23 protein-coding genes and 1 pseudogene are annotated in these 25,480 nt (G+C 66.5%); 18 read left to right on the top strand and 6 right to left on the bottom strand.

All coding sequences use genetic code 11. The features are described 5' to 3' along the window. Positions 1-44: 44 nt before the first annotated feature. Complete coding sequence (locus H9L12_RS02965; protein WP_187542553.1) at positions 45-281, bottom strand: hypothetical protein; 237 nt, start codon at positions 279-281, stop codon at positions 45-47. Between the two features lie 191 nt (positions 282-472). Beyond that, positions 473-643: a hypothetical protein gene (locus H9L12_RS02960; protein WP_187542552.1), complete on the bottom strand. Its 171-nt coding sequence runs from the start codon at positions 641-643 to the stop codon at positions 473-475. A 307-nt stretch (positions 644-950) separates the two neighbouring features. On the opposite strand from H9L12_RS02960, the gene H9L12_RS13325 reads away from it, so the two are divergent. Both H9L12_RS13325 and H9L12_RS02950 read left to right on the top strand, forming a co-directional pair. After that, positions 951-1,748, top strand: coding sequence for a PEPxxWA-CTERM sorting domain-containing protein (locus H9L12_RS13325; RefSeq protein ID WP_246450530.1), 798 nt, complete (start codon positions 951-953; stop codon positions 1,746-1,748). 140 nt (positions 1,749-1,888) lie between these two features. Beyond that, the gene (locus tag H9L12_RS02950; protein WP_187542551.1) at positions 1,889-4,744 is read left to right on the top strand and encodes a M16 family metallopeptidase; all 2,856 of its coding nucleotides are present in this window, start codon (positions 1,889-1,891) and stop codon (positions 4,742-4,744) included. Here H9L12_RS02950 and H9L12_RS02945 read toward each other — a convergent pair. Then, positions 4,741-5,655 carry a LysR substrate-binding domain-containing protein gene (locus H9L12_RS02945; RefSeq protein WP_187542550.1) on the bottom strand — a complete coding sequence of 305 codons (915 nt, stop codon included), beginning with the start codon at positions 5,653-5,655 and terminating at the stop codon, positions 4,741-4,743. The genes H9L12_RS02950 and H9L12_RS02945 overlap by 4 nt on opposite strands. A gap of 137 nt (positions 5,656-5,792) precedes the next feature. Between H9L12_RS02945 and H9L12_RS02940 the strand changes: the two genes are divergently transcribed. From H9L12_RS02940 to H9L12_RS02925, 4 genes are all read left to right on the top strand, one after another. Beyond that, positions 5,793-5,969 carry a hypothetical protein gene (locus H9L12_RS02940; protein WP_187542549.1) on the top strand — a complete coding sequence of 59 codons (177 nt, stop codon included), beginning with the start codon at positions 5,793-5,795 and terminating at the stop codon, positions 5,967-5,969. A gap of 110 nt (positions 5,970-6,079) precedes the next feature. Then, positions 6,080-6,862, top strand: coding sequence for a phosphoribosylaminoimidazolesuccinocarboxamide synthase (gene purC / locus H9L12_RS02935; RefSeq protein WP_187542548.1), 783 nt, complete (start codon positions 6,080-6,082; stop codon positions 6,860-6,862). A 68-nt stretch (positions 6,863-6,930) separates the two neighbouring features. Next, positions 6,931-9,024, top strand: coding sequence for a S9 family peptidase (locus H9L12_RS02930; protein WP_246450528.1), 2,094 nt, complete (start codon positions 6,931-6,933; stop codon positions 9,022-9,024). Between the two features lie 61 nt (positions 9,025-9,085). Beyond that, on the top strand, positions 9,086-11,254 hold the full coding sequence (locus H9L12_RS02925) for a primosomal protein N' (RefSeq protein ID WP_187542547.1): 2,169 nt from the start codon (positions 9,086-9,088) through the stop codon (positions 11,252-11,254). On the opposite strand, the gene H9L12_RS02920 is transcribed toward H9L12_RS02925, so the two are convergent. Both H9L12_RS02920 and H9L12_RS13320 read right to left on the bottom strand, forming a co-directional pair. Then, entirely contained in the window at positions 11,251-12,216 is a 966-nt protein-coding gene (locus H9L12_RS02920; RefSeq protein WP_187542546.1) for a CPBP family intramembrane glutamic endopeptidase, read from the bottom strand. The genes H9L12_RS02925 and H9L12_RS02920 overlap by 4 nt on opposite strands. 51 nt (positions 12,217-12,267) lie before the next feature. Further along, a pseudogene (locus H9L12_RS13320) lies at positions 12,268-13,336 on the bottom strand (bifunctional transcriptional activator/DNA repair enzyme AdaA). 15 nt (positions 13,337-13,351) lie between these two features. Here H9L12_RS13320 and H9L12_RS02905 point away from each other — a divergent pair. Continuing rightward, positions 13,352-14,248: an endonuclease/exonuclease/phosphatase family protein gene (locus tag H9L12_RS02905; protein ID WP_187542543.1), complete on the top strand. Its 897-nt coding sequence runs from the start codon at positions 13,352-13,354 to the stop codon at positions 14,246-14,248. Beyond that, positions 14,236-14,709 (top strand): GNAT family N-acetyltransferase, encoded by a 474-nt coding sequence (locus H9L12_RS02900; protein WP_246450527.1) that lies wholly within the window; start codon positions 14,236-14,238, stop codon positions 14,707-14,709. Before H9L12_RS02905 ends, H9L12_RS02900 begins: the two co-directional genes overlap by 13 nt. Here H9L12_RS02900 and H9L12_RS02895 read toward each other — a convergent pair. Beyond that, a complete protein-coding gene (locus H9L12_RS02895; RefSeq protein WP_187542542.1) occupies positions 14,706-15,167 on the bottom strand; it encodes a DUF1203 domain-containing protein in 462 nt (153 codons plus the stop codon). The two genes, H9L12_RS02900 and H9L12_RS02895, sit on opposite strands and share 4 nt — an antisense overlap. Before the next feature lie 209 nt (positions 15,168-15,376). Here H9L12_RS02895 and H9L12_RS02890 point away from each other — a divergent pair, with 209 nt between their 5' ends. The 10 genes from H9L12_RS02890 to H9L12_RS02845 all read left to right on the top strand — a co-directional run bounded on the left by H9L12_RS02890 (position 15,377) and on the right by H9L12_RS02845 (position 25,479). Continuing rightward, positions 15,377-15,931, top strand: a complete 555-nt coding sequence (locus H9L12_RS02890) for a F0F1 ATP synthase subunit delta (protein WP_187542541.1) — start codon at positions 15,377-15,379, stop codon at positions 15,929-15,931. Between the two features lie 2 nt (positions 15,932-15,933). After that, the gene (gene atpA, locus H9L12_RS02885; protein ID WP_187542540.1) at positions 15,934-17,463 is read left to right on the top strand and encodes a F0F1 ATP synthase subunit alpha; all 1,530 of its coding nucleotides are present in this window, start codon (positions 15,934-15,936) and stop codon (positions 17,461-17,463) included. Positions 17,464-17,481: 18 nt separating this feature from the next. Further along, entirely contained in the window at positions 17,482-18,369 is an 888-nt protein-coding gene (locus H9L12_RS02880) for a F0F1 ATP synthase subunit gamma (RefSeq protein WP_187542539.1), read from the top strand. A gap of 27 nt (positions 18,370-18,396) precedes the next feature. Further along, a complete protein-coding gene (gene atpD, locus H9L12_RS02875) occupies positions 18,397-19,908 on the top strand; it encodes a F0F1 ATP synthase subunit beta (protein WP_246450526.1) in 1,512 nt (503 codons plus the stop codon). Between the two features lie 6 nt (positions 19,909-19,914). After that, positions 19,915-20,103: an eL24 family ribosomal protein gene (locus H9L12_RS02870; RefSeq protein ID WP_187542538.1), complete on the top strand. Its 189-nt coding sequence runs from the start codon at positions 19,915-19,917 to the stop codon at positions 20,101-20,103. Position 20,104: 1 nt separating this feature from the next. Next, the gene (locus H9L12_RS02865; protein ID WP_187542537.1) at positions 20,105-20,365 is read left to right on the top strand and encodes an ATP synthase F1 subunit epsilon; all 261 of its coding nucleotides are present in this window, start codon (positions 20,105-20,107) and stop codon (positions 20,363-20,365) included. Between the two features lie 67 nt (positions 20,366-20,432). Continuing rightward, complete coding sequence (locus H9L12_RS02860) at positions 20,433-21,557, top strand: glycosyltransferase (RefSeq protein WP_223177145.1); 1,125 nt, start codon at positions 20,433-20,435, stop codon at positions 21,555-21,557. Further along, positions 21,542-23,086 carry an ArnT family glycosyltransferase gene (locus H9L12_RS02855; RefSeq protein WP_187542536.1) on the top strand — a complete coding sequence of 515 codons (1,545 nt, stop codon included), beginning with the start codon at positions 21,542-21,544 and terminating at the stop codon, positions 23,084-23,086. The genes H9L12_RS02860 and H9L12_RS02855 overlap by 16 nt, the downstream gene beginning before the upstream one ends. A gap of 60 nt (positions 23,087-23,146) precedes the next feature. After that, complete coding sequence (locus tag H9L12_RS02850; RefSeq protein ID WP_187542535.1) at positions 23,147-24,664, top strand: TadA family conjugal transfer-associated ATPase; 1,518 nt, start codon at positions 23,147-23,149, stop codon at positions 24,662-24,664. A gap of 56 nt (positions 24,665-24,720) precedes the next feature. After that, positions 24,721-25,479, top strand: a complete 759-nt coding sequence (locus tag H9L12_RS02845; RefSeq protein ID WP_187542534.1) for a carboxylesterase family protein — start codon at positions 24,721-24,723, stop codon at positions 25,477-25,479. The last annotated feature ends 1 nt before the right edge of the window (position 25,480 follow it).

Raw genomic sequence — 25,480 nt, 5'->3', positions numbered from 1 at the left:
CTGCCTCCCGATTGCCCTGCAATCGCTCGGCTGCGCTTGGCGCGCTAGCTGATCGCGGCGATTCTGGGTTCCTTGGCCTTGGCCGGGCGGCGGCCCATCGACCAGTTGGCTTGCAGGCGGACCTGCGGGTTGGGGACGCACCAGATTTCGCCGCCGTCGTCCATGCCGGTCACCCACAACAGGTCGAATTCGGGGCCATAGTCGATCACCGCGAACGCCTGGCCGGCGCCGCGGTCGACGATGTGGACGGGGATCGGGGGATCGAGCTGGGTAAACGCCATGCAGGGCGCAACCCGCGCCACCGCGATGCTGTTCCGTCGGGTTGGCGACGCAAGGAAAGGAATGAAGCCGTCACGGAATAGATCCGTGACGTCAGTCGGCGGCCGTGCCGCCGCTGGCCGGGCTAGCGCGACTCTACGCGCTGCCTCCCGATCGCTTCGCAATCGCTCGGCTGCGCTCGGCGCGCCTGCGACTAGTCGATCCGGCCGATGAGCGTGCCGTTGTGAAGGACGTCACACACCGGGCAATCGTCGCTCTCCGCCGCCTCGGCGACCGCCTGCTGGTCGCTGGCGGCCAGCACATTCTTCTGCTTGACGACCATGCCGCCGCGCTTGGCCAGCTTGTTCACTCGATAAAGCTTCATGCGACCCTCCCCGGCCCGGACAGAGCCTGACCCATCGCGCCGTCAATCTCAAGCGGGGATTCGCCGGTGCCCGCACTCGTTCGCGGCAACCGGCTACAGCCGCCGCGAGCAGCTCGCCAAGACTTGGATCGTGCCGGTTCAATTCGGGACCGTTACTATTTTGTCAACTATTCCGGCGGTTAACAGAAAGTTAACGCCTGTTAACTCTCTGGTTTCCGAGTCGGGGGCAACCGCTCAGGACTTGTTGGTATCGCCGCCGCGGCCATTCGTAGTCGCGCGCACTTGTTGCTTTTGGGGAGTAAGACACATGAAATTCTCGCACGTCCTGACGGTGGCGCTCGCCACCGTGGCCTTCGCTGCACCCGTCGCCGCGCAGACCGTTGACATCACCACCCTCGACGGATCGCAGGGCGTCGCCGCCCCGGCCGGCGAAATGGCTGCCGGATCGTCGGCGACCATCACGTCCAACACCGCGCTCGACGCCGACGGCTCGCTGCAGCTGACCGGCAACCGCACCCGCGTCCTCAACGGCAACAACTATGTACCGACCACGAACTACGGCGCGGCGGACAGCATCGTCAGCCTGACCGGCGACTACCTCGTCCTCGACGGCGGCAGCGGCGGCATCCAGTCGCCGGCCTTCCGCGTCTATGTCAACACCGACGGGGTTCGCGGCGAACTGATCTGGGAAGCCGCCTATAACGGTGGATATACCCTCGGCGTCGAAGACAGCGCCGCCGCTTCCGACCTGTTCTGGATGTATCAGGCGGGCGGGGGCTGCACCGGCTTCGTCGGCACCACCGGCTGCGGCGCCGGTTCGTACATCCTACGCACCGCCGAAGACTGGGGCAATGTCCTTGGCAGCAACTGGTTCGTCAGCGCCTTCGGCGTTGGCCAGGGCGGCGGTGCCGGCACGTCCTTCAACGCGCTGGCCGACAATGTCGTCCTGACGACCACCCAAGGCTCGCTCGGCTACAACTTCCAGGCCGCCGCCGCGGTGCCGGAACCGGGCACCTGGGCGATGATGCTGGTCGGCTTCGGCGCGATCGGCGCCGGCATGCGCCGCTCCAAGCGCCGCAGCGGCCTCGCGATGCAGGTCGCCTGACCGAGACAAAGAGCGGGCGGCGCCCCGGTGCCGCCCGTCGAAATTTGCGGCCACTTGGCGAATAGGCCACTCGCCTCTCGCTTCCGCCGCCGCTAAGCCCCTCCCCAATGGGATTTTCCCGTGGGAGGGGTTTTTCGTTCATGATCCGCGCCGTCCGTTTCGTCCTGCTCGCCACCGCCGCACTGGCGCTCACCCCGCCCGCACTCGCCTGGCAAGCACCAGCCGCCAACTCGCCCGCCGCCTGGGGCCAGCAGGCGACCGACGTCGTTCCCGATCCCGCGATCCGCTATGGCCGCCTCGCCAACGGCATGCGCTACGCCATCCGCAAGAACGCGACTCCGAAGGGCACCGCGGCGGTCCGGCTCAACATCGGCTTCGGATCGCTCGGCGAAAGCGATGCCGAGCGCGGCCTTGCCCACTTCATCGAGCATCTTGCGTTCAACGGGACGACCAACGTCCCCGAAGGCGACATGATCAAGCTCCTGGAGCGGCAGGGCCTCGCCTTCGGGCCCGACACCAACGCCCAGACCGGCTTTGACGCCACCACCTACATGCTCGACATTCCGCAGGCCGACGCCGCGCGGATGGACACCGCGCTGTTCCTGATGCGCGAAATCGCCAGCGAGGTGACGTTCGATCCCGCCGCGGTGAATCGCGAGCGCGGGGTGATCGAAGGCGAGCGCCGCGCCCGCGACAGCTACCAGATCCGTTACCTCCTCGGCCTGCTCGATTTCCAGGCGCCCGGCACGCCCTATGCGAAGCGCATCCCGATCGGCACCACCGACGTCATCACCAAGGTCGACGCGGCGCGGATCGCGGACCTTTATCGCCGCTACTACCGCCCGGAAAACGCCACGCTGGTCGTCGTCGGCGATATCGACCCCGATGTCGTCGAAGCGAAGATCAGGGCCAAGTTCGGCGACTGGCGCGGCAAGGGTCCGGCCGGCGCCCCGCTGCCCCGGGGCACCGTCGACCTCAAGCGCCCGGCCGCGTTCGGCACGTTCGTCGATCCCGCCACGCCAACGTCGGTCACCCTGTCGGTTCTTCGTCCGTGGGACGATCCTGCCGACACCATTGCCGAACGCCGCCGCAAGCTGATCCGCAACGTCGCGGTCGGGATGTTCAACAAGCGGCTGGCGCGCATCGCCAATGCCCCCAATTCGCCGCTGCTCGGCGGGTCGATGGACGTCGACAGCCAGTTCCGCGACCAGGCGCTGCAAAGCTCGGTCTCGCTTTACGCCAAGGACGGCGAGTGGAAGTCGGCGCTGACCACGATCGAGCAGGAGGTCCGCCGTGCCCGCGAGTTCGGCTTTACCCAGGCCGAGCTGAAGCGGCAGATGGCCGACCTCACCACCCGCGCCGAAACCGAGGCCGCGCAGGCCGATACCCGCACCAGCCAGGCGCTGGCCGGGCAGATCGTTTCCAACATCATCGAGCGGCAGGTCATCACCGCGCCCGCATGGCGGCTGGCCCAGTTCAAGGCGACCGCACCGACGATCACGCTGGCCGAGGTCAACGCCGAGTTCAATCGGCTGTGGACCGGCAGTGCACCGGTTACCTACATCTCCGACAAGGCGCCGATTGGCACACCGCAGCAGCTTGCCGCCGCCTACGCCACTAGCCGCGCGGTCAAGGTCGCTGCACCCGCCGACAATGGTGCGCTGGCCTTCGCCTATGATAGCTTCGGAGCGCCCGGGAAAGTCGTCGCCGACAAGGTCGATGCCGCGTCGGGCGTTCGCCAGATCCGCTTCGCCAACAACGTCCGCCTAAACCTCAAGAAGACCGACTTCGAAAAGGGCCGCGTCCGATATTCCGTCCGGATGGCCGGCGGGCAGCTCGCGCTTCCACGCAGCCTTCCCGGCCTCGACATGACGATGAGCGCGACCAGCGACATCGGCGCGACGCGCAAGCAGTCGCTGGAGGATCTCAAGGAAGTCATGGCCGGAAAGCTGATCAGCTATGGCGTGCAGGTCGAGGACGACGCCTTCGTCTCGAACGGGATTACGACGCCGGCCGACCTGGCGGCGCAGATGAAGGTCAGCGCGGCCTTCATGACCGACCCCGGCTATCGTCCCGAAGCCGCGTCGCAATTCGCCAACCTGCTGCCCGTCATCGACCGGCAGATTCGCGCCCAGCCGGCCGCGGTCGCGCAGGCGATCCTGCCCGCGATCCTCGCCAACGACGACTGGCGCTTCGGCGTGCCGCCGGCGGCCGAACTGGCCAAGCGTGACCTGAAGCAGCTCGCCGCCGCCTACGCGCCGGTCGCGGCGAATGCACCGATCGAAATCGGCGTCGTCGGGGACCTTGACGAAGCGCAGACGATCGCCGCCGTCGCCGCCAGCTTCGGCGCGCTCCCCGCTCGCGCCGCGGCCGAACCAGCCTATGCGCAGGCGCGAACCGCGCGGTTCCGCTCAAGCCTTGCCCCGATCACGCTCACCCACACCGGTGGCGCCGACCAAGCGATGGTGGTGGAGGCGTGGCCTGCGTTCGATGACAGCGACGTGCAGCGGGTGACGACGCTCGCGCTGCTGACCACCGTTTTCCAGAACATGCTGGTCGACGAGATCCGCGAGCAGCTCGGCGCCAGTTACGGCGCGTCGGTCGATGCCAGCCTGTCCGACACCTACAAGGACTTCGGCACGGTGACGGCCAGCGCCGTCGTGTCACCGACCAAGATGGACGAGGTCGAAAAAGTCATCGCTGCCGCCGCCGCGACGCTTCGCGACAAGCCGGTCGACGCCGATGTCCTGGCGCGGGCACGCAACCCGTTGCTGCAGCGCGCCGACCGCTCGCTCCGCGAAAACGGCAACTGGCTGACGCGGGTCGCGGTTGCCCAGTCGGATCCCTTCAGACTGACGCGGATGCTCACTACCCGCCAGCGACTGGGCGCGGTGACTGCCGCCGACCTGCAGCGGATGGCACGGCAGGTGTTCGATCCGGCCAGGCAGGTGAAGGTGCGCATCGTCAGCGACAAGCTGGCGAAGCCCGCGTCCTAGGAACGGGTGTCGGCGATCCGGTCGAGCAGCCATTCACGGAACCGCTTGATCTTGGGTACGCGCGACCGGCCCGGCGCGGTGACCAACCAATAGCGGTAGCCGGCGGTGGCGGTAATCGGGAACGGCTGCACCAGCCGTCCGTCGCGCATGTCGTTGCGCCAGAATTCCGGGGTCAGCAGCGCAATCCCCTGGCCGCCCATCGCGGCATGCCCCTCGTCGGCCTGGCTGTCGAGGCGAAGGCCGACCGGGCGGCGTCGCTCCTTGTGATCGACACCGGCCGCGTCGAACCACAGGTCCCACCAGGGGTCATCCGGGCTGAGCTGGGACAGGCTGGTGAGATCGCCCGGCTGGATCGGCCTTCCCAGCCGATCCTCCGTCCGTTTCAGGAATGACGGCGTGCACATTGGGGTGAAGTCGACCGGCATCAGCTCGACGACATCCAAGTCGGGCCAATCGCCGGTCCCGGCGCGGATCGCCACATCGGCTTCGCTAGCGACCAGGTTCACCAGCGCGTTACCGGTCGATAGCCTGACGGCGAGGTCGGGGTGTTCGATCTGGAAGGACCCCAACCGCCACGTCAGCCAGGTGTTGGCGAAGGTGAAGGTAGTGGCAATCGTCAGCAGCCCCTCGTCCTCCTCGCGGTTGATGGCGAAGGCCTGGGCCATCGCATCGAATGCGCCGGTCAGCGCGGGAAGCAGGCGGGCGCCGAGTGGGGTCAGCACCGCGCGGCCCCGTTCCCGCGCGAACAGCGGCGCGCCGAGCCGCTGTTCCAACGCCTTAACCTGATAGCTGACCGCCGCCTGGGTCATGCCAAGTTCGGCGGCTGCCGCCGTGAAATTTTCCAGTCGAGCGGCGGCTTCGAAGGCACGGATGGCAGACAGCGGCGGCAGGTTGCGTGGGGACTGCGTCATAAGCTGTGCTTATCGTTACGCCTGCCTATTCAATTGGGCAAGCCAACGCCTTCAGCCTATCTCCCTTTGGTGGCCGGAGCCCCTGACGAACTCCCCAGCCTGCGCCGGCCACGACCTATTGGAGAGGAGACGGAAAGATGCGCGATGAAATTTATGACCGCGAATATCAGATGGCCCGCGACGACCTCAATTGTTCGATCGACGGCCTGGTCCAGGATCTCAAGCAAATCGGCCAAGCGTTCATGGAAGCGTTCCGCAGCCTTCACCGCGTCCAGTTCGATGCGCCGTGGTCGCGACGCTCGAAGAACGCCTGACGGCAGCAACTCCGACGAACCAGGGTCCATCTCCCGGTGCTCGATTGCTTGCGGAGCGCGGCTCGCCTATAGGCCGCGCTCCCTTCCCGGCACCGGAGTCCCCACGCCCTATGTCCCGTCGTCGCCAGATCTACGAAGGTAAGGCCAAGATCCTCTACGAGGGTCCCGAGCCCGGCACGCTGATCCAGTATTTCAAGGACGACGCGACCGCGTTCAACGCGCAGAAGCGGGGCACGATCAATGGCAAGGGCGTGCTCAACAACCGCATTTCGGAACATATCTTCACGGCACTGGCGACGATCGGCGTGCCGACCCATTTCATCCGTCGCATTAACATGCGCGAGCAGTTGATCCGGCAGGTCGAGATCGTCCCGATCGAGGTCGTCATCCGCAACGTCGCCGCCGGTTCGCTGTCGAAGCGGCTGGGGATCGAGGAAGGCACGCAGCTGCCGCGGACGATCATCGAATATTATTATAAGGACGACGCACTGGGCGATCCGCTGATCGCCGACGAGCATATCGCCTGCTTCGGCTGGGCCAGCCAGGACGAAATGAACGACATCGCCGACATGGCGATCCGCGTGAACGACTTCATGTGCGGCATGTTCGCGGCGATCGGCATCCGGCTGGTCGACTTCAAGCTGGAATTCGGACGGGTGTGGGACGGCGACTTTGCCCGCATCATCCTGGCCGACGAGATCAGCCCCGATGGCTGCCGCCTGTGGGACATGAAGTCGAATGAAAAGCTGGACAAGGACCGCTTCCGCCAGGACCTGGGCGGCGAGGCCGAGGCTTACCAGGAAGTGGCGCGCCGGCTGGGGCTTTTGCCGGAGGACGGCGAGGAGAATGCCGTCCTAGACCTCGACACCCACCGCAAGAAGCGGGGCAAATAGCCAACTGACCACGGGTTGACTCCTGTGTTGCTGACCTAATACACTAGGGCAGCAAAGGGAGGAAAGTCGTGGATCGCATTCTACTCGGAAAATCATTGCTGGCCGGCACCGGCGCGCTGGCGCTCGGCGCATGCAGCATGGGCGGGACACCAGTGGCGAGCACGCCCGCCGCGCCGAAGGTTGCACGCGTACCGGACATGAGCGGCGTCCCGCTGCTGCCGCGCGACCTGCTGTTCGGCGACGCGGCGCGCACCGCGGTCCGCATTTCACCCGACGGCAGCAAGCTGAGCTGGCTGGCCCCGGTCGATGGCATGCTCAACCTGTGGGTTGCGCCGGTAGCCGATCCAGCGGCCGCCAAGCCGGTCACCGCCGAAAAGAAGCGGCCGCTGTCACGTTACTTCTGGGCACCCGACAGCCAGTCGCTGCTGATCGCGCTCGACAATGACGGCGACGAGAACTGGCGGCTCTTTTCGGTCCCGGCGACGGGTGGCGCCATGCGCACACTGGTCGCCGCGAAGGATTCGACCGTCACGGTCGAGGCCATCTCGCCGCTGGTCGGCGACCGGATCGTCGTCGGCCTCAACGACCGCGACCCGAAGTGGCACGATCTTTATTCGGTCGACCTGGCGACGGGTCACCGAACGCTGCTGCTCCGGAACGACGGTCAATATGCCCGGTGGATGTTCGACGAGAAGCTGAACCTGCGTCTCGCGCGCAAGAATGGCGCGGACGGCGGATACGACCTTCACCGCGCCGATGGCTTCAAGGTCGAGGCGACCCCGTTCGAGACTATCGCTTTCGAAGAGTCCCAGACCACGCGGCCGCTTGGCTTCGGCGGCAATGGCCGTACGCTTTACTGGTCGGATGCGCGCGGGCGCGACACGGCGGCGCTGTTCGCGGTCGACGTCGCGACGGGCGCGCGGACGTTGGTCGCGGAAGACGCGCGGGCCGACCTTGGTGGTCTCCTCACCGATCCGACGACGGGCGACGCCGAGGCGTTCGAACTCAACTATACAACGGTCGAATATCGTCCGGTGGGCGGGGCGATCGCCGGCGACATTGCGATCCTCAAGCAGCGCTTCGGCAACGATTTCTACCTGGGCAGCCGGTCGAGCGATAATCGCCGCTGGGTGGTCGTCGTCGATCCGATCAAGGCGCCGGGCGAATATTGGCTGTACGACCGCCCCACCAAGGCGTTGACCCGCCTGTTCCTGTCGCGGCCGGATCTGGAAGGGAAACCGCTGGCGGCGATGCATCCGCTGGAAATCAAGTCGCGCGACGGCCTGACGCTGGTCAGCTACCTGACCCTTCCGCCAGGGTCGGACGCCGACGCCGACGGAGTCCCCGACCATCCGGTGCCGATGGTCGTGATTGTTCACGGCGGGCCGTGGGGACGCTCCGAATATGGCAGCAGCCCGACCCACCAGCTGCTCGCCAACCGCGGCTATGCGGTGCTGGAACCGAACTTCCGCGCCTCGACCGGCTTCGGCAAGGCGTTCGTTGCCGCGGGCAACGGCGAATGGGGCCGCAAGATGCAGGACGACCTGCTCGACGCGGTCGACTGGGCGGTCGCGCGCGGGGTCACCAGCCAGGACAAGGTCGCGATCATGGGCGGAAGCTACGGCGGCTATGCCACGCTGGCGGCGCTGACCATGACCCCGGATCGCTTCGCATGCGGCGTCGACATGGTCGGGCCGTCCAACCTGGAAACGCTGCTGGCGTCGATGCCGGCGCACTGGGAAAGCATGCGCAACCAGCTTTATCGCCGCATGGGCGACCCGCGCACGCCGGAAGGCCTGGCGTGGCTGAAGGAGCGCTCGCCGGTCTACCTTGCCGACCGCATCACCAAGCCGCTGCTGATCGGCCAGGGCGCCAAGGATCCGCGCGTGAAAGTGTCGGAGGCCGAGCAGATCGTCGACGCGATGACCAGGCGGTCAATTCCGGTGACCTACATCCTGTTCCCCGACGAAGGTCACGGCCTGCGCCGGGCGCCCAACCGCATCGGCTGGAACGCCATCCAGGAACAATTCCTCGCGAATTGCCTGGGCGGCCGCGCCGAGCCGGTCGGCACCAGCTTCGCGGCGTCGAGCGGACAGGTGAAAGTCGGCGGGTCGCTGATCGCCGGGCTCGCACCCGCCGAGGCGGAAACGGCGGGCAAGTAACAGGGGGCTGGGTCGCGGGCTGCCATTGCCCGCGACCCGTTTCGCACTAAGTCGGGGCGCGATGCCCCTCCCCCGCGCCCGAATCGTCACGCTCAACGCGGCCCTCGGCCCGCTCGACTATCGCGTGCCGGACGGAATGGCGGTCGAACCGGGCAGCGTCGTCGTCGCACCATTGGGTCCGCGCCAGATGTTGGGTGTGGCGTGGGAGGCCGAGCGACTGCCGAGCGAGGAAGTCGGGGACAATCGCCTGCGTCCGCTGGCCGGGCTGGTCGAAGTACCCCCGGTGCGGCCGGCGCTGCGCCGTCTGGCCGAATGGACCGCCGATTATTACCTGTCGCCGCTGGCCAGCGTACTGCGCATGATCCTGCCGTCGTCCTCGGCGCTTGCCGGGCCACGGACGATGGTCGAGTATCGCCCGACCGGCAACGCCCCCGCCCGCCTGACTCCGCAGCGCGAGCAGGCGCTGGCCCGGATCGAGGGGCGGCAGGGGACGGTTCGCGAGCTTGCCGCCCTTGCCGAGGTCAGCGAGGCGGTGATGCGCGGACTGGTCAACGCCGGCGCGTTGGAGCGAGTCGAGGTCGACGGCGACCAGCCCTTTCCCGAACCCGACCCCGACTTCGCCCCTCCCCAGCTAAGCGACGAACAACGCGAGGCGGCCGCCAGCCTGACCGGCGCGATCGGCGGTGGTTTCGACCCGACCCTGCTCGACGGCGTCACCGGTTCCGGCAAGACCGAAGTCTACTTCGAGGCGATCGCCGAGGCGCTCCGACAGGACAAGCAGGTTCTGGTCCTGCTTCCCGAAATCGCGTTGACGGAACCCTTCCTGACCCGTTTCACCGCGCGCTTCGGCTGCGAGCCGGTGGCATGGCACAGCGACCTTCGTTCCTCGCAGCGCCGCCGTGCCTGGCGCGCCATTGCCAGCGGAGAGGCCCGGGTGACGGTTGGCGCGCGTTCGTCGCTGTTCCTGCCCTACGCCAACCTTGGACTGATCGTCGTCGACGAAGCGCACGAACCGTCGTTCAAGCAGGAAGAGGGCGTCCAGTATCACGCCCGCGACGTGGCGGTGATGCGCGGCCATTTCGAGGAAATCCCCGTCATCCTCGCGTCCGCCACCCCGGCGATCGAGACGCGCCACATGGTCGAGATCGGCCGCTATCGCGAAGTTCAGCTGACCGAGCGCCACGCCGGCGCGTCGATGCCCGCGATCCGGGCCATCGACCTGACGCAGGACCCGCCGCCGCGCGGACGCTGGCTGGCGCCAAGCCTGGTGGCGGAGCTTCAGGCCAACCTCGACGCCGGCGAACAATCCCTGCTGTTCCTCAACCGCCGCGGCTTCGCGCCTCTGACCCTGTGCCGGCACTGCGGCCACCGCTTCCAGTGCCCGAATTGCACGGCGTGGATGGTCGAACACCGGCTGATGCACCGCCTGGCCTGCCACCACTGCGGCCATGTCATGCCGCCGCCCAAGGCCTGCCCCGAATGCGGCGAGGAGGACAGCCTGGTCGCCTGCGGTCCCGGCGTCGAACGTATCGCGGACGAGGTCGCCGAGCTGTTTCCCGACGCGCGCACCGCGATCGTCACCAGCGACACCATCTGGTCCCCGGCCCGGGCCGCCGAGTTCGTTCGGGCGATGGACGCGGGCGAACTCGACATCGTCGTCGGCACGCAGCTGGTGACCAAGGGCTATCACTTTCCCAACCTGACCCTGGTCGGGGTGGTCGACGCCGACCTTGGCCTCCAGGGCGGCGACCTCCGCGCCGCCGAACGCAGCTTCCAGCAGATACAGCAGGTTGCCGGCCGTGCCGGTCGCGGCGACAAGCCGGGCCGGGTGCTGGTCCAGACCCACGATCCCGACGCGCCGGTGATAGCCGCGCTGGTCAGTGGCGACGGCCCCGGCTTCTACGCCGCCGAAACCGAGGCCCGTCGCGACGCGGCGATGCCGCCATTCGGCCGGCTGGCGGCGATCATCGTGTCGAGCGAGGACAAGGCCGAGGCGGAAGGCGTCGCCCGCCGCATCGGCCACGCCGCGCCCAAGGTCGACGACATGGCGGTGTTCGGCCCGGCGCCAGCCCCGCTCGCGATGCTGCGCGGCCGCCACCGCCAGCGCCTGCTGATCCACGCCGCCCGCAAGCTCGACGTCCAGGACGTCATCCGCGACTGGCTGGGCGGCGTCGAATGGGGGTCGAAAGTTCGCGTCGCGGTCGACGTCGATCCCTACAGCTTTCTCTAGGCTTCGGCGGTTGAGGGTACGCTGACGTTGTCGCGGGCGATGCGGCGGCCCACCCACCATGGCTGGACCAGGTGGCCGCGCCGGATGGCGAGCCGGAGGTAGAACAGACCCAACGCCGTCGCGCAGACCAGCGCGATGACCGACGCTTCCAGGCCAAAACCGCCGCCCGACAGGTACACGGGGCCGTCAAGGCGTGCAGTGACAATGCCGTCCGCTTCAAAGCCCGAGACGTTGACGTCCCAGATGAAACCTTGCGTGAAATTCCACGCCGCGTGCAGGCCCATCGCCATCCACAGGCTGCGGGTCAGCATGTAGACCGCGCCAAGCAGCAGCCCTGCCTCGACCGCGATGGCGAAGCTGCTGAAATAGGTCGCTTTGTCGTTGCCGAGGTGGGCCAAACCAAACAGGGCCGAGGTCAGGAACAGCGCGACCCAGCTTCCGCCGAAATCCTCCAGGAACCGGAACAGGACCCCGCGGAACAGCAGTTCCTCGCGGAAGCCGGGCATCAGGCCCATCGCGACCAGCGAGTAGGTGAAGGACGACCAGTCGCCCCCGCTGGTGATGTGATAGACGCCGAGCAACGCGGCGATCCCGACGATGATGCTGAAGATGACCGCCCCGGCCAGCAGTCCGTGCCCTCCGTCCCGAACCGCGCCGGCCAGCGGCAGGTCATCGTGCGGATTGTCGCCGAGGCGGCGGATGACGAGCTTGTAGATGACGACCGATGCGATGACTTCGATAATCGCAGCGGGAATCAGGTACGTGCCGGTCAGCAGCTCCTGGACACGCTCGCGGGTGATTTGCGGCTCGCCGGCAAGGCCCGCGAGAAAGCCGATCACCATTGGCGCGACCAGGTTTGCGAGCATCAGGCACAGCACCGCGATGACCAGTGCCACCAGCGGAAAATCGATGATCTTCTTCCACGTCGGCTTGACGCCGACCACCACGTCGCTTGTCATCATCCCCACCCCTTTGCGGCCATGCTGGCCAAGGTGGGCGAGAAGGGCAAGCAGCTAATCGACCAGCGGCAGGACGGGTTCGCGCGGAGTGATGCCTTCGGCGGCGAGCAGCTTCTTCTTGTTCTCGATGCCGCCGCCGTAGCCGCCGAGGCTGCCGTCAGCGCGGATAACGCGGTGGCAGGGCACCAGCACCGACACCGGGTTGGAGCCGTTGGCCGTCCCCACGGCACGCACGGCGCCGGGCTGGCCGATCGCGGCAGCAATGTCGGCGTAGCTTCGCGTTTCGCCCAGCGGGATTTTTCGCAGTTCCTGCCACACCGCCTCCTGGAAGGCCGTGCCGCGAACGTCGATTGGCACCTCCGGCGCCTGCGAAGGCGTGCGGATCGCCCGCATGGCCCCCTCGACCCACGGCGCAATGGTACCGTCGTCGGGACGGATGTCGGCGTTGGGGAAGCGGCGATGGAGGGCGCGCTCGTCCTCGTTGAAGGTCAGTCGGCAGATGCCGCGTGACGTGGCCGCGACCAGCAATGGCCCGAGCGGGCTGTCAGTGACGACATAGCGGATGGTTTCGCCCCGCCCCCGTCGCGCCATGCCGACGGAGTCATGCCGATCCGTTCCTTCGTGTCGGCGTAAAATCGGCTGGGGCGGCATAGCCGGCATCGTAGATGGCTTCGGTCACCGGTTTATCCTCATCAAGGTGTTCTTCGGCCCGTCGGGCGCGGAGCGCGCGTGCGTAGGCAGCGGGCGATACGCCCATGTCGCGGGTGAACAGGCGCTGGAAGTGGTGCGGCGCATAGCCGACGGCGGCGGCGAGCGCGTCGAGCCGCGGCACTTCTTCCGTTTCCTCGATGATCTGCACCGCGCGGGCGACAGCTTCGCGATCGCGGCCGACCTCGTCAGGACGGCAACGCAGGCAGGCGCGATAGCCGGCGGCTCGCGCGTCGGCCGCCGTTGCGAAAAATTCGACATGCTCGCGTTTGGGGTGGCGCGCCGGGCAACTTGGCTTGCAATAGATACCCGTCGTCTTGACGGCGCCGACGAATTGGCCGTCTTTGGCGCGGTCGCGGGCCTCGAAGGCGGCCCAGGCGAGCAGGGGGTCGGGTCTGGTCATGGGAATGGTCATAGAATGAGGCAGGGCATGATGCATCCCGCGGCTTGCGGTCAAAGCTGGAAGACCTTGCTGGCCGGATTGGCACTCACCCTTGCTGAACCCGCCGGCGCGGCGACCTGCGCTCCGGACGAGGTTCGGGCGATGAGCTTCAACATCCGCCTCGACATCGCCGCCGATGGGGACAATCGGTGGGAGCGCCGGCGCGACTTCTTCGTCGGGCAGGTCGCGCTGATGCGCCCCGACATCCTTGGCCTTCAGGAAGTCGTTCCCGGCCAGCGCGACGACCTGCGCCGGGCGCTGCCCGACTACGTCATCCTCGGCGTCCCCCGCGACGACGGGAAGTCGAAGGGCGAATATTCCAACCTTGCCGTCCGGCGCGACCGCTTTCGCGTGACGTCGAGCGGCACCTTCTGGCTGTCACCGACGCCGGACCGCCCGTCGAAGGCGTGGGACGCGGCCTTCCCGCGGATCGCCACCTGGGCGCACCTTGTCGACCGCAAGAGCGGGCGGCGCGTGCTGGCGGTCAACAGCCATTTCGACCATGTCGGCACGACCGCGCGGCTGGAATCGGCCAGGCAGGTCAAACGCTGGCTCGCGACGGCGCGGCGTCCGGGCGAGGCGCTGCTGATGACCGGTGACCTCAATACAGAACCGACGACCGCGCCGATCGTCGCGCTGACGACCGGGACACCGACGCTTCGCGACAGCCGCGCCGCCAGCCAGACGGCACCGCTGGGGCCGGAAGGCACCTTCAACGAGTTCCGGGCGCTTCCCGCCGAAAGCCGGCGGATCGACTACATCCTGGTGTCGGACGACTGGCGGGTGCGGCGCCATGCGACGCTGGCGTGGCACGGCGACGGTGGCCGCGTGGCATCCGACCATTTCGCGGTCATTGCCGACCTGTCGCGCGGATGCGGACGGTGACCGGCTGGATGGTCCACGAAGGCGAACTCGATCGCGACGACGTTCGCGCCTTGCTGACCTTTCACTTCAAGCAGATGCGTGCCGGCTCGCCGCGTGACGCCTGCCACGTCCTCGATCTCGATTCGCTTCGCGATCCGGCCATCCGCTTCTTTTCGTTGCGAGAGGCTGATCGCCTGCTCGGCATCGGCGCCCTGAAGACGCTCGATGCGACACACGGCGAACTCAAATCCATGCGGACCGAACCGGAAGCCCTCGGCCGAGGGGTCGGTGGCCGGATGCTGGCGCACCTGATCGAGACGGCGCAAGAAATGGGCCTGACCCGCCTAAGTCTTGAAACCGGCAACACCGAACTCTTTGCCGCCGCGAACCGCTTGTACGAGCGTGATGGCTTCGAACACTGCGCTCCGTTCGGCGACTACAAGCCGACGCCGTTCACCCATTTCTACACGCGCACGATCTAGTCTCGCTCGATCCGCGCCGCGAAACAGCCCCGCACCGCGTTGTGTGCGTCGACATGATCGACGGCCGGATCGTCGAGCAAGGTGCGGATGGCGTCATCGGCCTCGCCGGCCTGTACAAGCATCGCTGCGCTCATCATCCCGTCGCGGTCGAAGGCGCGCAGCGACAGGACTCGGCGGTCGAGCGCTGGCGGGACCGCATCGCGGAATTCGGCGGCGTCGGCCCCTTCGCTGACGAAGATGGCGTGGCTGGCGCGATAGGGGCCGGCATCATGGGACACGTGGTTGACGAGCAGGACCGCCCCGCCGACCGCGCAATCGTCGAGCGTCACCCGGCACGGAAATCCCGGCTGCGCGTCCGCGACCATGCGTACCACGCCGCGCTGGCGGAGCGCTTCAACGTCAAGCGCGAACAAGGGGCGGTAGGGGGTGGGATCGAGGCCCGTGATTCGGTAGGTCATGGTCCGGGGCTAGCCGCGGACACCGGTCGCCGCATCCCGTTGCTTGCGCCCAAAAATTTGGCCGTTGGCGACAGACGCGAGGACGCCCATCCGCCGCCTTGCATCGCGGCCCGGTGCTTGCTAGGGGCGCGCCAACTCATAGGGGGCGCGCGGTTTTCCGGGGCGCCCGTTCCGTATGAGGCAAATTCCTTGTCTGGAGCTTCGAGCACGTGGAGACATCCGGCGGCATTCAGGCCAGCTTAGCAGGGCGCTACGCGACTGCTTTGTTCGGCCTCGCACGCGACGAAATGAAGATCGATGCGGTCACCCGCAGCCTCGATTCGCTGGATCGGGCGCTGACCGAATCGACCGACTTCGCGGCGCTGGTGTCCAGCCCGATGGTCGGCCGCGCCGATGCCGCCAAGGCGATCGCTGCGCTGGTCCCGACGCTGAGCATCGACCCGACCACCGCCAACTTCCTCAACGTGCTGTCCAAGAACGGCCGCCTGGGAGAGTTGAAGTCGGTGATCCGCGTGGTCCGCCAGCTGGCCGCCGGCCACCGCGGCGAAACCACCGCCGAGGTTACTTCCGCCCGGGCGCTCGACGACCAGCAGGTTGCCGCGCTCAAGAGCAATCTCAAGACCCGTCTCGGCCGCGACGTCGCGATCGATGCGCGGGTCGACCCCTCGCTTCTCGGCGGCATCGTCGTCCGGCTCGGCAGCCAGATGATCGACGCCTCCATCAAGACCAAACTCAACACCCTCGCGAATGCGATGAAAGGCTGAACATGGACATCCGCGCCGCTGAAATCTCCCGCGTCATCCGCGACCAGATCGCGAACTTCGACGCCGATGCGCAGGTCTCCGAAGTCGGCAGCGTCCTGTCGGTCGGTGACGGCATCGCCCGCATCCATGGGCTCGATAACGTCCAGGCGGGCGAGATGGTCGAGTTCGAGGACGGCACCAAGGGCATGGCCCTCAACCTCGAAGCCGACAACGTCGGCGTCGTCATTTTCGGCGCCGACAGCGCCATCCGCGAAGGTTCGACCGCCAAGCGCACCGGCACCATCGTCGACGTCCCCGTCGGCAAGGGCCTGCTCGGCCGCGTCGTCGACGCGCTCGGCAACCCGATCGACGGCAAGGGGCCGATCGTCGCCGAAAAGCGCAGCCGCGTCGAAGTGAAGGCGCCGGGCATCATCCCGCGCAAGTCGGTGCACGAGCCGGTGCAGACCGGGCTCAAGGCGCTCGACGCCCTCGTCCCCGTCGGCCGCGGCCAGCGCGAACTGATCATCGGTGACCGCCAGACCGGCAAGACCGCCGTCGCGCTCGACACCTTCATCAACCAGAAGGATGCCAACGCCGGCGACGACGAGAGCAAGAAGCTCTACTGCATCTACGTCGCGGTCGGCCAGAAGCGCTCGACCGTGGCGCAGATCGTCCGCGCGCTCGAAGAAAATGGCGCGATGGAATATTCGATCGTCATCGCCGCGACCGCGTCGGAACCAGCCCCGCTGCAGTTCCTGGCGCCTTACACCGGCTGCGCGATGGGCGAGTATTTCCGCGACAACGGCATGCACGCCGTCATTGTCTATGACGATCTGTCGAAGCAGGCCGTCGCCTACCGCCAGATGTCGCTGCTGCTGCGCCGTCCGCCGGGCCGCGAAGCCTATCCGGGCGACGTCTTCTATCTCCACTCGCGCCTGCTGGAGCGCGCGGCGAAGATGAACGACGACAACGGCAACGGCTCGCTGACCGCGCTGCCGATCATCGAGACGCAGGCGGGCGACGTGTCAGCCTACATCCCGACCAACGTCATCTCGATCACCGACGGCCAGATCTTCCTGGAAACCGACCTGTTCTACCAAGGTATCCGCCCCGCGATTAACGTCGGCCTGTCGGTCAGCCGCGTCGGCTCGGCCGCGCAGACCAAGGCGATGAAGAAGGTCGCCGGCTCGATCAAGCTGGAGCTGGCGCAGTACCGCGAAATGGCGGCCTTCGCGCAGTTTGGTTCGGACCTTGACGCCTCGACCCAGAAGCTGCTGGCCCGCGGCGCCCGCCTCACCGAGTTGCTCAAACAAGCTCAATATGCGCCGATGCCGGTCGAGGAGCAGGTTGCCTCGATTTTCGCCGGCACGCAGGGCTTCGTCGATACGGTCGAGGTCAAGGACGTCACCCGCTACGAACAGGCGATGCTGGCCTACCTGCGCAGCGACCATGCCGACGTGCTGAAGGCGATCCGCGACACGAAGGCACTGGACGACGACACCGCCGCCAAGCTCAAGGACGCGCTGGGCGCGTTCGGCAAGCAGTTCGCGTAAGCTAGGAACGACACGGCGATGGCCAGCCTCAAGGCATTGAAGCTTCGCATCGGCTCGGTGAAGTCGACGCAGAAGATCACCAAGGCGATGAAGATGGTCGCCGCGGCGAAGCTGCGCCGTGCGCAGTCGAACGCCGAGGCCGGCCGCCCCTATTCGGAGCGGATGGCGTCGGTCGTCGCCTCGCTGGCCAGCCGCGTTACCCCTGGCCCCCACAGCCCCAAGCTGCTGGCCGGCACGGGCAAGGACGAAACCCACCTGATCGTGCTCGCCACCGGCGACCGCGGCCTGGCGGGCGCGTTCAACACCAACATCGTCCGTGCCGCGCGCAAGAAGGCGCAGGAACTGGAAGCCGACGGCAAGAAGGTCATCTTCTACATCGTCGGCCGCAAGGGCCGCCCGGTCATCGCGCGCTTCTATCCGAAGGCCATCGCCAGCCAGTACGATACCAGCGCGATGAAGGCCCCGGCCTACGCCAATGCACAGGAAATCGCCGACGACATCATCGACCGGTTCGAAAGCGGCCAGTTCGACGTCGCGCACCTCGCCTACGCCAACTTCCGTTCGACCCTGCTGCAGGAACCGACGGTCGACCAGATCATCCCGGTGAAGCCCGGCGCAGCGTCGGCCACCCCGGCCGGCGGCGCGGCGTCGCCGGCGGTCGAATATGAGCCCGACGAGGAAGAAATCCTCAAGGCGCTGCTGCCCAAGAACGTCGCGATCCAGATCTACCGCGCGCTGCTGGAAAACGCCGCGGGCTTCTACGGATCGCAGATGACGGCGATGGACAACGCTACGCGCAACGCGGGCGACATGATCAATAAGCTGTCGATCAAGTACAACCGCCAGCGCCAGGCGGCGATCACCACCGAACTCGTCGAAATCATTTCGGGCGCTGAAGCGCTCTAACCGGACCAAAGCTGAGGAAATAAGACCATGGCTACCGCCGCCCCCGCCAAGACCCGCAGCAAGAAGGCCGCTGCCGACCCCACCGCCACCCAGGCGACGACCAGCGGCAATCTGGTCGGCTCCGTCGCGCAGGTCATCGGCGCCGTCGTTGACGTCGCGTTCGAAGGCGAACTGCCGCCGATCCTGGCCGCGCTGGAAACAGACAACAACGGCCAGCGCCTGGTCCTCGAAGTCGCCCAGCACCTTGGCGAGAATATCGTCCGCACCATCGCGATGGACGCGACCGAAGGCCTGACCCGCGGCCAGCGCGTTACCGCCACCGGTTCGCAGATCCGCGTGCCGGTCGGCCCGAAGACCCTGGGCCGCATCATGAACGTCATCGGTGAGCCGATCGACGAGCGCGGCCCGATCGGCAGTGACCTGTCGGCCTCGATTCACGCCGAGGCACCGGCCTTCGTCGACCAGTCGACCGAAGCGGCCATCCTCGTCACCGGCATCAAGGTCATCGACCTGCTCGCCCCCTACGCCAAGGGCGGCAAGATCGGCCTGTTCGGCGGCGCCGGGGTCGGCAAGACCGTGCTGATCCAGGAACTGATCAACAACATCGCCAAGGGTCACGGCGGCGTGTCGGTGTTCGCGGGCGTCGGCGAGCGGACCCGCGAGGGCAACGATCTCTATCACGAATTCCTCGACGCCGGCGTCATCGCCAAGGACGCCGACGGCAACCCGACGCCCGAAGGCAGCAAGGTCGCGCTGGTGTTCGGCCAGATGAATGAGCCGCCGGGCGCCCGTGCCCGCGTCGCCCTGTCGGGCCTGACCCAGGCGGAATATTTCCGCGACCAGGAAGGCCAGGACGTGCTGTTCTTCGTCGACAACATCTTCCGCTTCACCCAGGCGGGTTCGGAAGTGTCGGCGCTGCTGGGCCGTATTCCGTCGGCGGTGGGCTATCAGCCGACCCTGTCGACCGACATGGGCCAGCTGCAGGAACGCATCACCTCGACCAACAAGGGTTCGATCACCTCGGTGCAGGCCATCTATGTTCCGGCCGACGACTTGACCGACCCGGCGCCTGCCACCTCGTTCGCCCACCTCGACGCCACCACCACCCTGTCACGCGCGATTTCGGAACTGGGCATCTATCCGGCCGTCGACCCGCTCGACTCGGTCAGCCGCGTTCTGACCCCGGCCGTCGTCGGCCAGGAGCATTACGAAGTGGCCCGCGCCGTCCAGGAAACCCTGCAGAAGTACAAGTCGCTTCAGGACATCATCGCCATCCTCGGCATGGACGAACTGTCGGAAGAAGATAAGCTGGTCGTCAGCCGCGCCCGCAAGATCCAGCGCTTCCTGTCGCAGCCGTTCCACGTCGCCGAAGTGTTCACCGGCATCCCGGGCAAGTTCGTCCAGGTCGAAGACACGGTGAAGTCGTTCAAGGCCGTCGTGAATGGCGAGTACGACCACCTGCCGGAGAGCGCTTTCTACATGGTCGGCGGCATCGACGAAGCGGTCGCCAAGGCCGAGAAGATGGCGCAGGACGCGTAAGCGGTCGTGACGGGCGCCGACCTCCGTCTGGAAGATTGCGTCAACACGCACTGTCCCTGGTCCGGCGAACCGGTCAGTGCGGACAGTCTGACGCTCTACCAGGGCAAGGTCGTGGGCTTCTGCAACACTGGATGCCGAGACAAGTTCGAGCAAGCGATCGCGGTGTTCGACGCCGCTCCGCAAGGAAAGAAGTAAAATGGCCGATCTTCACTTCGAACTGGTGACCCCGGAGCGGCTGGTCCGTTCCGAGGACGTCTACATGGTCGTCGTCCCCGGCGTCGAAGGCGAATTCGGCGCGATGGCCGGCCATGCGCCGGTGATGACCGTGCTGAAGGACGGCGCGGTCAAGGTCTACAAGACCGCCGGGTCGCAGCCGGAATCGATCAATGTGTCGGGTGGGTTCGCGGAAGTGAACGACGCCGGGCTGACCGTGCTGGCGGAAAGCGCCGAAGGCTGATCGTTTAACGTCTCCTTTACCCTATTCTCTTCAAAAGGGTCCTCGCACAGCGCGGGGCCCTTTTTCCATGTTTCAGCAAGTCGTCCGTCTCGAGGCCGCGAACGCGCTCGCGCCGCTGCAGATGACGGTCGTCATTCCGACCTTCAACGAGGTCGACAATGTCGAAATCCTGCTCGACCGCATCGGCCTCGCCCTCGCCGAAGTCGAATGGGAAGCGATCTTCGTCGACGATGGATCGAAGGACGGCACTCCCGAACTTGTCGAACGACTGGCCCAGCAGGACCGGCGCGTCCGCCTGATCCGCCGCATCGGCCGTCGCGGCCTCTCCTCGGCGGTGGTCGAAGGCGCCCTCGCCTCGACCGCGCCGGTCATCGCGGTGATCGACGCCGACTTGCAGCACGACGAGAAGATCCTGCCCGACCTCTACCGCGAGGTCGCTAGCGGCAAGGAACTGGCGATCGGCACGCGCTACGCCGGCACCGGTTCGACCGGTGACTGGGACGCCAATCGCCTGAAGATCAGCCGCTTCGCCACCTCGCTCGCCGCGCCGATCATGAAGACGCCGCTGTCGGACCCGATGAGCGGCTTTTTCGCCATCCGCCGCAGCGTCCTGCTGGAGGCGGCGCCGAACCTGTCCAGCGTCGGCTACAAGATCCTGCTCGACCTTGTCGCCTCGGCGCCGCGCGAACTGTCTTCGTCGGAAGTCGGCTACACCTTCGGCACGCGCCAGCACGGTGAATCCAAACTCGACCAGACCGTCGCCCTCGAATATCTCGAACTGCTACTCGACAAGACCGTCGGGCGCTTCATCCCGGTCAAGCTGATCCTGTTCGGCGCGGTCGGCATGATCGGCGTCATCGTCCACCTCACCCTTCTCAAGCTGCTGATGGCCGGACTCGGCGAGAGCTTCGCCTGGGCGCAGGCGGGCGCGGTGATTGGCGCGATGACCTTCAACTTCGCCATGAACAACCGCTTCACCTATCGCGACCAGCAGTTGAAGGGCGCTGCCTGGATCAAGGGTCTGGTGAGCTTCATGCTGGTCTGCTCGGTCGGCGCGGTCGCCAATGTCGGCATCGGCAGCCTGGTCTATTCGCACTGGGCGGAATGGTGGATCGCGGGCATCGCCGGCGCGGTCGTCGGATCGGTGTGGAACTACGTCGCAAGCGGGTGGCTGACGTGGACGCGCAAGTAGGCGTCATCGGTCATTCGCTGAAATCGGGCGCGGAGCGACACAGCAGCTTCGCCAAGGTCCTGCTGATCCTCATCGCCGTCACGCTGTTCACCCGCGTCGGCGAAATCAACAACCCGCTGACCCATGTCGATGACCAGTTTTACCTGTTCACCGGCAAGGCCATGCTCAATGGCGAGTTGCCCTACGTCGATGTGTGGGACCGCAAGCCGATCGGCCTTTTCCTGATATATGCCGGGATCGCCGCGTTGGGCGGTGATTCCGTCATCGTCTACCACCTCGTCGGCGCCGCCGCCGCCTTGGCAACGGCCATCGCCATCTACTTCCTCGCCCGGCGCTTCGTCAGTTCCGCGGGCGCGCTCCGGGCCGGCATCGTCTACCTTGCCATCCTGCCGACGATGGGCGGTGGCGGCGGACAGTCGCCGGTCTTCTACAATCTGCTGATTGGCATCGCCGCGCTGCTGGCGTTCGACAGCTTCGTCCGCGGGAAATCCGTCTGGCCGCGCGCGATCGCCGCGATGGCGCTGGTCGGCATCGCCATCCAGATCAAGCCGACGACCCTGTTCGAAGGCGCCTTCTTCGCCCTCCTCTTCCTCGTCGCTCAATGGCGGGCCGAGAAGACATTCGCCGGCGTTGCCGCGCTCGCCGTCGCCATGGCGCTGACCGCCGGCGCACCGACCGCCATCGCCTTCGCCGCCTATGGCATCCTCGGCCATGCCGACGCGATGTGGTTTGCCACCGTCGTGTCGATCTTCATGCGCACACCTCTGACCTGGGCCGAGCGGGTCGGCGATTTCCCGCAGATGGCGCTCTACCTCACGGTTCCGGCGCTTGTGACCCTCAGCGCGCTGGCCACCCAGTTCGCGCGCGGCGCCCGGCCGGTGACGATCTTCCTCGCGGGGTGGGCGTTGGCGGCGATCGTCGGCTTCCTCTCGGTGCCGAACTTCTTCAACCACTATACCCTGCCGCTGATCCTGCCGATGAGCGTGATCATGGCCATCGCCCTCGCCGACAAGCGCGAGGGGTTGATCCTGGCCACGATGGTCGCGGCGGTCCCGATCCTGATCGAGGCGCCCAATCCCTACGGCATCCTCCACAATCGCGAGGGCTTCGATCGCACCGCGGCGCTGGTGCGGAAGGAATTGGACGGGCGCTGCCTCTATGTCTTCTACGGTCCGACGCAGCTCTACACCGCCGCCAACGCTTGCCACCTGTCACCCTACGTCTTTCCGGACCATCTGGAGACCGAGGTAGAGTCGACCGCATTGCCGGTCGTCCCCGAAGCGGAGGTCGAGCGGATTTTCGCGCAGCGGCCAGGCGTCGTCGTCACCGGCCACCGCAAGTTCCTGGCACGAAACAACCGCACCACGGCGATCGTCGAGCGGCACCTGTGGTGCGACTACGAAGTGAAACACAGGATCCCGGCGAGCCGCGGCAAGACGCTGGATATCTGGACGCTCAAGCCCGGTCCGAAAGGTGGCTGCATCGGCACGCCGACGCCGCTCGGCCTTATTCAATCGGTCAGCAATTAGGCTTTTCTAAAAGTTTGGCGGCTATTCACCATCACAGATCAAGAAACGGTTGGGTTGAACATGAACGCTTTCGGCAAAAGGAACGGACTGGGCGGCGGTCAACGACCGAGCTTCGGTGTGGCTCGCCCGATGAAGTCGGGCCCGAGCATTCCGGGCGGCGACCAGTTCCCCTCGATTGAAGAGGAAGAGGCCGCTCCGGCCGCGGAAGCGCCCTCGCCATTCCCGGCCGCGCCGCCGACCCCGGGCGGAGCCATGGATCGCCTCAACCAGCGCCAGAACGCCGCGAGCGAGCCGGGCAACAGCAAGCAGGAAGGCTTCGAAGCCTCTGTCCACCGGATCAAGGAACAGGTGCTTCCGCGCCTGCTGGAGCGAGTCGATCCGGAAGCGGCAGCGACGCTCGGCAAGGACGAGCTGGCCGAGGAATTCCGCCCGATCATCTCCGAAGTGCTCGCCGAGCTGAAGATCACCCTCAACCGCCGCGAACAGTTCGCGCTGGAAAAGGTGCTGGTCGACGAATTGCTCGGCCTCGGACCGTTGGAGGAACTGCTGTCGGATCCGGCCGTCAGCGACATCATGGTCAACGGCCCGGACCAGACCTACATCGAACGCAAGGGCAAGCTGGAACTGGCGCAGATCCAGTTCCGCGACGAGGAGCATCTGTTCCAGATCGCCCAGCGCATCGTCAACAAGGTCGGCCGCCGCGTCGACCAGACTACCCCGCTGGCCGACGCCCGCCTGCCCGACGGCAGCCGCGTCAACGTCATCGTTCCCCCGCTGTCGCTTCGCGGCACCGCCATCTCGATTCGTAAATTCTCCGAGAAGCCGATCACGCTCGACATGATGCGCGGTTTCGGGTCGATGTCGGAAAAGATGGCGACGGTGCTCAAGATCGCCGGCGCCAGCCGGATGAACATCGTCATTTCCGGCGGTACCGGTTCGGGCAAGACGACCATGCTCAACGCCCTGTCGAAGATGATCGACCCCGGCGAGCGCGTGCTGACCATCGAAGACGCCGCCGAACTTCGCTTGCAGCAGCCGCACTGGCTGCCGCTCGAAACCCGTCCGGCCAACCTTGAGGGCCAGGGCGCCATCACCATCCGCGACCTCGTCATCAACGCCCTGCGTATGCGTCCTGACCGCATCATCCTCGGCGAAATTCGTGGCCCAGAGTGTTTCGACCTCCTGGCCGCGATGAACACCGGCCACGACGGCTCGATGGCGACGCTCCACTCCAACAGCCCGCGCGAATGCCTGGCGCGTATGGAAAATATGGTGATGATGTCGGACATCAAGGTGCCGAAGGAAGCAATCTCCCGCCAGATCGCCGACTCGGTTGACCTGATTGTCCAGGTGAAGCGCCTTCGCGACGGCTCGCGCCGCACGACCAACATCACCGAGGTGATCGGCATGGAAGGCGACGTCATCGTCACCCAGGAGCTGTTCAAGTTCGAATATCTGGATGAAAGCAGCGACGGCAAGATCGTCGGCGAATATCACTCGATGGGCCTTCGCCCCTACACGATGGACAAGGCCAAGCAGTTCGGCTTCGACCAGCCCTATTTGGAAGCCTGCCTGTAAAGGCTCGCGCCCCGCACTTTCCCATGGCAGCACATGCGACAAGGGGAGGTTGAGGGATGAGACGCACTATCGGATTGTTGGCGCTAGCCGCATTGGCGATCGCTTCGCCCGCCAGCGCGAAGTCGCGCAAGCCCGCGCCGCCAGCCGTCCTCGCCCAAGGTCAGTCGCCGCAACCGGCCGTCGCGCCCGGCGGGTTGCCCTACCAGCTATTCATTCCCCGGGGATACAACGACAATCCGGCCGAGCGATGGCCGCTGATCATCTTCCTCCACGGATCGGGTGAGCGTGGAACCGACATCGCCCGGGTCAAGGTCCACGGTCCGCCGAAGATCGCCGACCAGAATCCCGCCCTGCCCTTCGTCATCATTTCGCCGCAGCTGCCCCCTTCCGCGAATGAGGACGATCCGTGGCCGATCCCGCCGCTCGACGCGCTGCTCGACCACGCGCTCAAGACGCTGAAGGTCGATCCGAAGCGCGTCTACCTGACCGGCCTGAGCCTTGGCGGAATCGCGACGTGGGAATGGGGCGCGGCGCGGCCGGAGCGGTTCGCTGCGCTTGCGCCGGTGGCGGGCTCCGCGGATGAAAAGACGGCCTGCGCGTTGAAGGACAAGCCGGTGTGGGCGTTCCACGGCGATCGCGACGACGCGGTCGACAATGCGTCCGACTTCGCCATGCTCCGTGCCATCCAGAAATGCGGCGGGCATCCGCGGATGAGCCTGTTTCCCGACCGCGGCCATGACAGTTGGGAACCCGCCTATGCCGACCCCGGCCTGTACCTCTGGCTTCTTGAACAGCGGCTTCCGCCCAAGCACTAGC

This window comes from Sphingomonas rhizophila, from assembly GCF_014396585.1.
Taxonomy (GTDB): domain Bacteria; phylum Pseudomonadota; class Alphaproteobacteria; order Sphingomonadales; family Sphingomonadaceae; genus Sphingomicrobium; species Sphingomicrobium rhizophilum.
Note: the sequence above shows the minus strand (reverse complement) of the source record. Positions and strands in the feature narration are given on the sequence as shown.